Source organism: Stenotrophomonas sp. GD03777, from assembly GCF_029842485.1.
In the GTDB taxonomy this organism is placed as follows: domain Bacteria; phylum Pseudomonadota; class Gammaproteobacteria; order Xanthomonadales; family Xanthomonadaceae; genus Stenotrophomonas; species Stenotrophomonas sepilia.
In genome coordinates this window covers 20505-28301 of record NZ_JAOCGL010000053.1, presented here as the reverse complement: position 1 = coordinate 28301, position 7797 = coordinate 20505, and the positions used below count along the sequence as shown (strand labels likewise).

7 protein-coding genes are annotated in these 7797 nt (G+C 66.2%); 4 read left to right on the top strand and 3 right to left on the bottom strand.

All coding sequences use genetic code 11. The features are described 5' to 3' along the window. The 4 genes from minC to N5E02_RS12565 form a co-directional block, all read left to right on the top strand. A partial coding sequence (minC, locus tag N5E02_RS12580) for a septum site-determining protein MinC (RefSeq protein WP_279946316.1) occupies window positions 1-353 on the top strand: 353 nt, incomplete at its 5' end. A 35-nt stretch (window positions 354-388) separates the two neighbouring features. Then, on the top strand, window positions 389-1198 hold the full coding sequence (minD, locus tag N5E02_RS12575; RefSeq protein WP_005415682.1) for a septum site-determining protein MinD: 810 nt from the start codon (window positions 389-391) through the stop codon (window positions 1196-1198). A 2-nt stretch (window positions 1199-1200) separates the two neighbouring features. Next, window positions 1201-1461 carry a cell division topological specificity factor MinE gene (gene minE / locus N5E02_RS12570; RefSeq protein ID WP_005408532.1) on the top strand — a complete coding sequence of 87 codons (261 nt, stop codon included), beginning with the start codon at window positions 1201-1203 and terminating at the stop codon, window positions 1459-1461. 46 nt (window positions 1462-1507) lie between these two features. Further along, window positions 1508-1987: a hypothetical protein gene (locus tag N5E02_RS12565; protein ID WP_005415681.1), complete on the top strand. Its 480-nt coding sequence runs from the start codon at window positions 1508-1510 to the stop codon at window positions 1985-1987. A 63-nt stretch (window positions 1988-2050) separates the two neighbouring features. Here N5E02_RS12565 and N5E02_RS12560 read toward each other — a convergent pair whose 3' ends face one another. The 3 genes from N5E02_RS12560 to N5E02_RS12550 all read right to left on the bottom strand — a co-directional run bounded on the left by N5E02_RS12560 (window position 2051) and on the right by N5E02_RS12550 (window position 7712). Beyond that, complete coding sequence (locus N5E02_RS12560) at window positions 2051-3295, bottom strand: DUF819 family protein (RefSeq protein WP_279946315.1); 1245 nt, start codon at window positions 3293-3295, stop codon at window positions 2051-2053. Window positions 3296-3435: 140 nt separating this feature from the next. Further along, window positions 3436-5514, bottom strand: coding sequence for a S9 family peptidase (locus N5E02_RS12555; RefSeq protein WP_279946314.1), 2079 nt, complete (start codon window positions 5512-5514; stop codon window positions 3436-3438). 233 nt (window positions 5515-5747) lie between these two features. Then, complete coding sequence (locus N5E02_RS12550; protein WP_049435318.1) at window positions 5748-7712, bottom strand: oligopeptide transporter, OPT family; 1965 nt, start codon at window positions 7710-7712, stop codon at window positions 5748-5750. Window positions 7713-7797 lie beyond the last annotated feature (85 nt).

Genomic DNA, 7797 nt, shown 5'->3' with positions numbered 1-7797 from the left:
AGGTGGCCGACGCGGCTGCACCAAAGCCGGGCCGCATGCAGCTGGGCAACGTGCGTTCGGGCCAGCAGCTGTACGCGGAGAACTGCGACCTGACCGTGATGGCCACCGTCGGCGCCGGCGCCGAGGTCATTGCCGATGGCAGCATCCACATCTACGGCACCCTGCGCGGCCGCGCGCTGGCAGGGGCCCAGGGCAACACCGCGGCACGCATTTTCTGCCGTGATTTCCATGCGGAACTGGTCGCCATTGCCGGCCATTACAAGGTACTGGACGATGTCCCGGACAACCTGCGCGGCAAGGCCGTGCAGGTGTGGCTGGAACAGGACCAGATCAAGATCGCTGCGCTGGACTGACGCAGCCCCCAAACAGAATCACCAGGAGAAGTCCTTTGGCTGAAATCATCGTAGTCACCTCCGGCAAGGGCGGCGTCGGCAAGACCACTTCCAGCGCGAGCCTGGCCTGCGGCCTGGCTCGGCGCGGCAAGAAGGTGGCGGTGATCGACTTCGACGTCGGCCTGCGCAACCTCGACCTGATCATGGGCTGCGAACGCCGCGTGGTGTATGACTTCGTCAACGTCGTGCACGGCGAAGCCACCCTCAAGCAGGCCCTGATCAAGGACAAGCGCTTTGACAACCTGTACGTGCTGGCCGCCTCGCAGACCCGCGACAAGGACGCACTGACCCAGGAAGGCGTGGGCAAGGTCCTGAAGGACCTGGCCGCCGACGGTTTCGACTACATCATCTGCGACTCCCCGGCCGGCATCGAGAAGGGTGCCTTCCTGGCGATGTATTTCGCCGATCGTGCGGTGGTGGTGGTGAACCCGGAAGTGTCGTCGGTGCGCGACTCCGACCGCATCATCGGCCTGCTCGACTCGAAGACCCACAAGGCCGAGTCCGGCCAGGACGTGCCGGCCTTCCTGCTGCTGACCCGCTACACCCCGCTGCGCGTGGAAAGCGGCGAGATGCTGAGCATCGCCGACGTCGAGGAAGTGCTCGGCCTGAAGGCGATCGGCGTGATTCCGGAATCGGGCGACGTGCTCAACGCCTCCAACAAGGGCGAGCCGGTCATCCTGGATGTCGAATCCGCTGCCGGCCAGGCCTATGAAGACGCCGTCGCGCGCATCCTCGGCGAAGAACGCCCGATGCGCTTCACCAACGTCGAGAAGAAGGGCTTCTTCAGCAAGCTGTTCGGAGGGTAAGCATGGGCCTGTTTGATTTCCTCAAAGCGAAGAAGACCACCGCCGAAACCGCCAAGAACCGCCTGCAGATCATCATCGCGCAGGAACGCAGCCACCGTGGTGGCCCGGACTACCTGCCGCTGCTGCAGCGCGAGCTGCTGGAAGTGATCAAGAAGTACGTGAACATCGACGTCGATGCGGTGAAGGTCGACCTGGTAAAGGATGGCCAGCACGACGTGCTGGACATTTCCGTGGCGCTGCCCGAAGGTCCGGACAAGCCCTGATCCCCTGCCCCGCCCGTGCCTGCATGGGCGGGGCTGTCTGACCCGCATGACCGATACGACAACCGCCGTGGACATCACCTGCGTGGGCGACATCGCCTTCGCCGACGCGCAGCGCCTGCTCGCCGCGCATGGCCTTCGGCTGCACCACGTGGCGCCCGGCGAACCGATTCCCGGCAGTTACTGGGGCGAGCCAGAGGCCGGCATCATCGCCAGCAACGTGTACGTACGCGATGACACGCCCGTGCACTCGATGCTGCATGAGGCCTGCCACCTGATCGTACTGCCGCCGGAACGGCGTGCGCAGGTGCACACCGATGCCACCGACTCGGTGGCCGAGGAAGACGCGACCTGCTACCTGCAGATCGTGCTGGCCGGGCAGCTGCCCGGTGTCGGCAGCCAGCGGCTGATGGCCGACATGGATGCGTGGGGATATACGTATCGGCTGGGATCTACCCAGGCGTGGTTTGAACAGGACGCCGAAGACGCGAAGGCGTGGTTGATCGAACGCGGCTTGCCGGTGGCGTGATTCACCGGGAACCGGGGTCAGATCCTTTTTGCGTCGCAAAAGGGATCTGACCCCATCACCGTATCAGCCCTGCCCGGCCAGCGCGCGCAGGGTGATGCCGACGATGTAGGCCAGGTACGTGCCGGTGGCATAGCCCATCGTCCCCAGCAGCACGCCGACCGGCGCCAGGGCCGGATGGAACGCCGCGGCCACCACCGGCGCCGAGGCTGGGCCACCGATGTTCGACTGCGAACCGATGGCGAAATAGAAGAACGGTACCTTCAGCAGCTTGCCCAGGCACCACAGCAGCACGATGTGCACGCTGATCCAGATGATGCCCAGCAGGAACAGCCACGGGCGGTCCAGCAGCGCCAGCAGATCCATCTGCATGCCGATGCAGGCGATCAGGAAGTACAGCAGCAGCGAGCCCAGGCGCGATGCGCCCGCGCCTTCCAGGTTGCGCGCACGGGTGAAACTCAGGCTGAGGCCGAGCGTGGTCGACAGCACCACCACCCACACGAACGGCGCGTCCAGGCTGAACTGCGCAGCCCAGCTGACATTCGCCTTGAACCACGCCGCCAGCGGTGCGCCAATGGCGTGAGCCAGGCCGACACCGCCGAAGGCCACCGCCACGATCAGCATCAGGTCGGTCAGGCTGGGAATGCGTTCGTGTTCGGCCTGGAAGCGCGCGATGCGCTCCTTCAGCTCATCGATGGCCGAGGTATCGGCGCCACTGCGCGCGTCGATCTTCGCCGCGCGCCCGGCCAGGAAGATCAGCGCGGCCATCCATACGTAGCCGACCCCGACGTCGACCACTGCGAACTGTCCGAAGGTGGTCGCATTGACGTCGAACACTTCACGCATCGCCAGCATGTTGGCGCCGCCGCCGATCCAGCTGCCCGCCAGCGCGGCCATGCCGGTCCAGGTGTCTCCGGCCACGGTTTCCGGATGCACGGCACGCATCAGCAGGAACGCCACCACCGCACCGAGCATGATGCTGGCCGAGGCACCCAGGTACATCAGCACCAGCTTCGGGCCAAGCCGCAGGATGCCCTTGATGTCGACCGCAAGGGTCAGCAGGATCAGCGCCGCCGGCAGCAGGATGTCGCGCGCGATCGGGTTGTAGAGCCGGGTGTTCTGCCCGTCGATCAGGCCCACAGTGTTGTAGATGCCGGGAATCAGGTAACACAGCAGCAGTGCCGGCACGAAGGTGTAGACGCGCTTCCACAGGCCCTGTTCTCGCGAGGCGGTCCAGAACACGGCGCCAAGGGTGGCGGCGATCAAACCGAAGACGACGATGTCGTTCTGGATCAGGGCAGTCGAAGGCATGCAGGCGCTCTGGTAGAGCCGGCCGCTGGCCGGCTGCTGTTGGCGGCAGATCCGGAAGGTGCACCGACCAACGGTCGGCACCCACCGGTAAAGCAGAGGGTGAAACAAAAGCGCCGCCCCGAAGGGCGGCGCTGCAATCATCAATTGCCGATGTGCTGCTTCAGCCAGGCATTGACGGTGTCATGCCACAGGATGCTGTTGTTCGGCTTCAGCACCCAGTGGTTTTCATCCGGGAAGTACAGGAACTTCGATTCGATGCCCTGGCGCTGGGCGGCGGTGAACGCGGCCAGGCCCTGCTCGACCGGAATGCGGAAGTCCTGCTGGCCGTGGATGACCAGGATCGGCTTCTTCCAGTCCGCCACGTGGTTGACCGGGTTGAACTTCTCGTAGTTGGCGGCCTTCTGGTACGGCGTGCCGCCCTGCTCCCACTCGGTGAACCACAGTTCTTCGGTGGCGTAGCCCATCATGCGCTGGTCGAACACGCCGTCGTGGTTGACCAGGCACTTGAACGGGCCGTTCCAGTTGCCGGCGATCCAGTTGACCATGAAGCCGCCGTAGCTGGCGCCCAGCGCGCAGGCCTTGTCACCGTTGAGGAAGGAATACTTCTTCAGTGCCGCATCCCAGCCCTTCTGCAGGTCTTCCAGCGGGCGGTCGCCCCAGTGCTGGCTGATCGCATCGGTGAATGCCTGGCCATAGCCGGTGGAGCCGTGGAAGTCGATCATCACCACCGCGTAGCCCTGGCCCGCGTAGGTCTGCGGGTTCCAGCGGTAGCTCCAGCCATTGCCGAAGCTGCCCTGCGGGCCGCCGTGGATCAGGAACGCCACCGGGTAGGACTTGCCTTCCTGGTAGTTGTGCGGCTTGACCACGTAGCCGTGCACGGTGTCGTTGTTCCAGCCCTTGAACTCGAACTGCTCGTAGTCGCCGAAGGACACGTCCTTCAGCACCTCGCCTGCGGCCGGGGTCAGCGCGCGCAGTTCGCCGATGGCTTCGCCCGCGGCCGGCAGCAGGCCGACCAGCACCTGGTCGTTGCTCTTCAGGCTGTTGCGGGTGATCGCCACGCTGTTGCCGGCCACGTCGACCGCGGTCACGCTGCCGTCGCCGATCAGCTTGGTGGCCTTGCCGCTGGCCACGTCGATCTGGAACAGCGGGTGTTCGCCGAGGTCGTCGGCGGTGGTGTAGATGCTGGCGCCGTCGGCGGACAGGGTGATGCCACCGGCCGAACGATCCCACTGCGGGGCAATCTCGCGGGTCTTGCCGCTGGCAACGTCCATCGCCATCAGGCCGAAGCGGTCGGCCTCGAAGCCCGGGCGCTTCATCGCGCGGTAGAACAGCGTCTTGCCGTCGGCACTGAACACCGGGCCGGCATCCCAGGCCGGGTTGGAGGCCGTCAGGTTGAGCGGCGCCTGCTTGCCGGCGGCGTCGAAGCGGTACAGGTCGAAGTTGGTCGACCACGGCTCCTGCTTGCCGGCCACGCGGATGCTGGCCACCACGCTGGCGCCGTCCGGCGACCAAACGAAGTCGTCATTGCCGCCGAACGGCTTGGACGGCGCATCACCATCGATGGTCGCGCTCAGCGCCGAAGCGCCCTTGACTGCACCGGCCTTGGCTGCCGGCAGCGGAGCGACGAACAGGGTGTTGCGGCGACCGTCGTTCCAGGTGTCCCAATGGCGCACGAACAGCGAATCCCACACCTGGCCGCTGGCTTTGGCGTCCTTCTTTTCCTTCAGCTTCTTCTCGGTGCAGGCCAGGTCCGAGGCGCACGCCTGGAACACGCCGGCGCTGAACAACACGCGGTCGTCCTGCGGCGACACACGGTAGCTGTCCACGTCGACCGGGAAGTCGGTCAGCTGGCGCGGCGTGCCGCCGCTGATCGGCTGCGCGTACAGCTGCTGGCTGCCGTTCCTGGCACTGAGGAAATACACGGTCTGGCCATCGGCCGACAGCGAAGCGGAATTGACGTTCCAGCCGGCCGGGGTGATCTGCTTCGGCGGCGCTGCGTCGCGGGTGCGCAGGTTGCGCGCGTACAGCGCGGTGGAGGCCTTGAGATTGGCATCCACGCTGCGCTTGGCGAACACCACGGTGCCGCCGTCAGCGGTCAATACCGGCGCGGAGACGCGGTCCATGGCCACCATGTCGCGGACTTCCAGGCCACGGGCAGCGGCGACGCTGGGCAGGGCGGCCAGCAGGCTCAGTGGCAGCAGGGCATGACGCAGTTTCATCGGGGTCTCCGCAGGACGGCAAAAAACCGATGGTAGGCCCGCATGGCCGGGGCTGCCAAGGCCATCGGTCATGGCTGCAGGCGGGCAATCGCCAGAAACAGCAAACCCCGCCGAAGCGGGGTTTGTGGGGACGCCGGGGTCGGATCCGATTCCGGCGGAATCGGCTCTGACCCCAGACGCCGTCAGCGCGGGGTCGGAGCCCTTCCCTGCGGGAAGGCGTCCGACCCCATTGCTTACGCCTTGGCGTACTTGCCGGTGCGGTAGATCAGCCAGCCGACCAGGAACAGCACGGCCAGGCCGATCCACTGTGCGCCCGGCAGGTGGAACGGCACCGCCAGCACGTCGGCACGGCTGCTGACCACGATCGGAATCGCGATGGCGATGCCCATCAGCGCCTCACCGGTGATCAGGCCGGCGGCAAACAGCACGCCCGGCTTGTGCACGCGGTCGCGGCCTTCTTCGTCATCGGCGCGCACCTTGTGGAAGCGCTCGACCAGATGGGCGATCAGGCCGCCGAGGAAGATCGGCACCATCAGTTCCAGCGGCAGGTAGATGCCGATGGCGGCAGCCAGCACCGGCACGCGGAAGCGCGCGTTGCGCGACTTCAGCCAGCTGTCGAAGGCGATGATGGCAGCGCCGACCACAGCACCGATGCCGATGAAGGTCCACGGCAGTTCACCACCGAACAGGCCCTTGGCCACCGAGGCCATCAGGTTGGCCTGCGGCGCAGCCAGCGCGTTCGGGTGCAGCTCGGACTTCACGCCGATGCCGTAGGCAGTGGCCAGCAGGTTCAGTACCGGGGCCATGATCAGCGCGCACGAGAACGCACCGATGCCCAGCATCAGCTGCTGCTTCCACGGGGTGGCACCGACGATGTAACCGGCCTTGAGGTCCTGCAGGTTGTCACCACCGACCGCAGCGGCACAGCACACCACCGCACCAATCATGATCGCGGCCACCGCGCCCAGCGGCGCCCCGCCGGCACCGACCGGCTTGAGGCCGTCAGCGCCCAGCAGCACGACCAGCACGGCCGAGGCGAACAGGATGGTGGAGATGGTGATGCCCGAGACCGGATTGTTGGACGAACCGATCAGGCCGGCCAGGTAGGCCGAGACCGAGACGAACAGGAAGCCGGCGACGATCATGATGAGGGTCATCGGGATCGACACGTGCCACTGGCCGACGATGGCCTGATACAGGGCCAGCAGCGGCAGCACGAACGCCACCAGGGCGACCAGCATCCACTTCATCGGCAGGTCGCGCTCGGTATGCGCCAGCACCGGGCCACCACTCTTGCGGGCCGCGGCGAAACCGCTCTTGACGCCGTTGAGCAGCGACTTGCGCAGCGAGATCAGGGTCCAGATGCCACCGATCAGCATCGCACCAACGCCCAGGTAGCGCATCTTCGCGCCCCAGATGGCGAACGCGGCCTCGGTGGAGGAAGCCGCAGCAACCGACGCGGCCAATGCCGGATCGGTGTTCATGAAGAACGCCTGGTAGATCGGAATGGCGATGTGCCAGGTCAGGATCGAGCCGGATACCACCACGATGCCGACGTTGAGGCCGACGATGTAGCCCACGCCCAGCAGTGCAGGCGACAGGTTGGTGCCGATGAAGGCGGTGACCTTGGAGCTGCCGACATAGGCCGAGGTGGCCCAGGCGTCCGGGATCAGGCGCATGCCGCTCTCCGCAGCCAGCTTGACGAAGGCGCCGATCACCGCCGACAGGCCGAGGATCTTCAGGCCCGGACCCGGGTTCTCACCGGCCTTGAGCACTTCCGCCGCCGCCTTGCCTTCCGGGAACGGCAGCGGGTCTTCAACGATCATCGAACGGCGCAGCGGCACCGAGAACAGCACGCCCAGCAGGCCGCCCAGGCCGGCGATGCCCAGCACCCACCAGTACTTGAAGTCCGGCCAGTAGCCCATGATCACCAGCGCCGGGATGGTGAAGATCACACCGGCGGCGATCGACGAGCCGGCCGAGGCGCCGGTCTGCACGATGTTGTTTTCAAGGATGGAGCCACCGCCCAGCAGGCGCAGCACGCCCATGGAAATCACCGCGGCGGGAATGGCGGTGGCGATGGTCAGGCCTGCGAACAGGCCGAGGTAGGCGTTTGCGGCCGACAGCACCACCGCCAGCACGATGGCCAGGGCCACTGCGCGGAAGGTGAGCTGCTTGGGCGCAGCGTCGTGGTTCATGGAAGCCCCTGCTGGCAAAAAATCCCTGTCACGCTAGCGTTCAGGACAGATCAAGTCCAGCGTGCCAAAGGATGGGGCAGCCGCC

Bases quoted from the DNA above. Each gene is read 5' to 3' on its own strand.
- minE (WP_005408532.1), top strand. From the start codon at position 1,201: ATGGGCCTGTTTGATTTCCTCAAAGCGAAGAAGACCACCGCCGAAACC.
- N5E02_RS12565 (WP_005415681.1), top strand. From the start codon at position 1,508: ATGACCGATACGACAACCGCCGTGGACATCACCTGCGTGGGCGACATC.
- N5E02_RS12560 (WP_279946315.1), bottom strand. From the start codon at position 3,295: ATGCCTTCGACTGCCCTGATCCAGAACGACATCGTCGTCTTCGGTTTG.
- N5E02_RS12555 (WP_279946314.1), bottom strand. From the start codon at position 5,514: ATGAAACTGCGTCATGCCCTGCTGCCACTGAGCCTGCTGGCCGCCCTG.
- N5E02_RS12550 (WP_049435318.1), bottom strand. From the start codon at position 7,712: ATGAACCACGACGCTGCGCCCAAGCAGCTCACCTTCCGCGCAGTGGCC.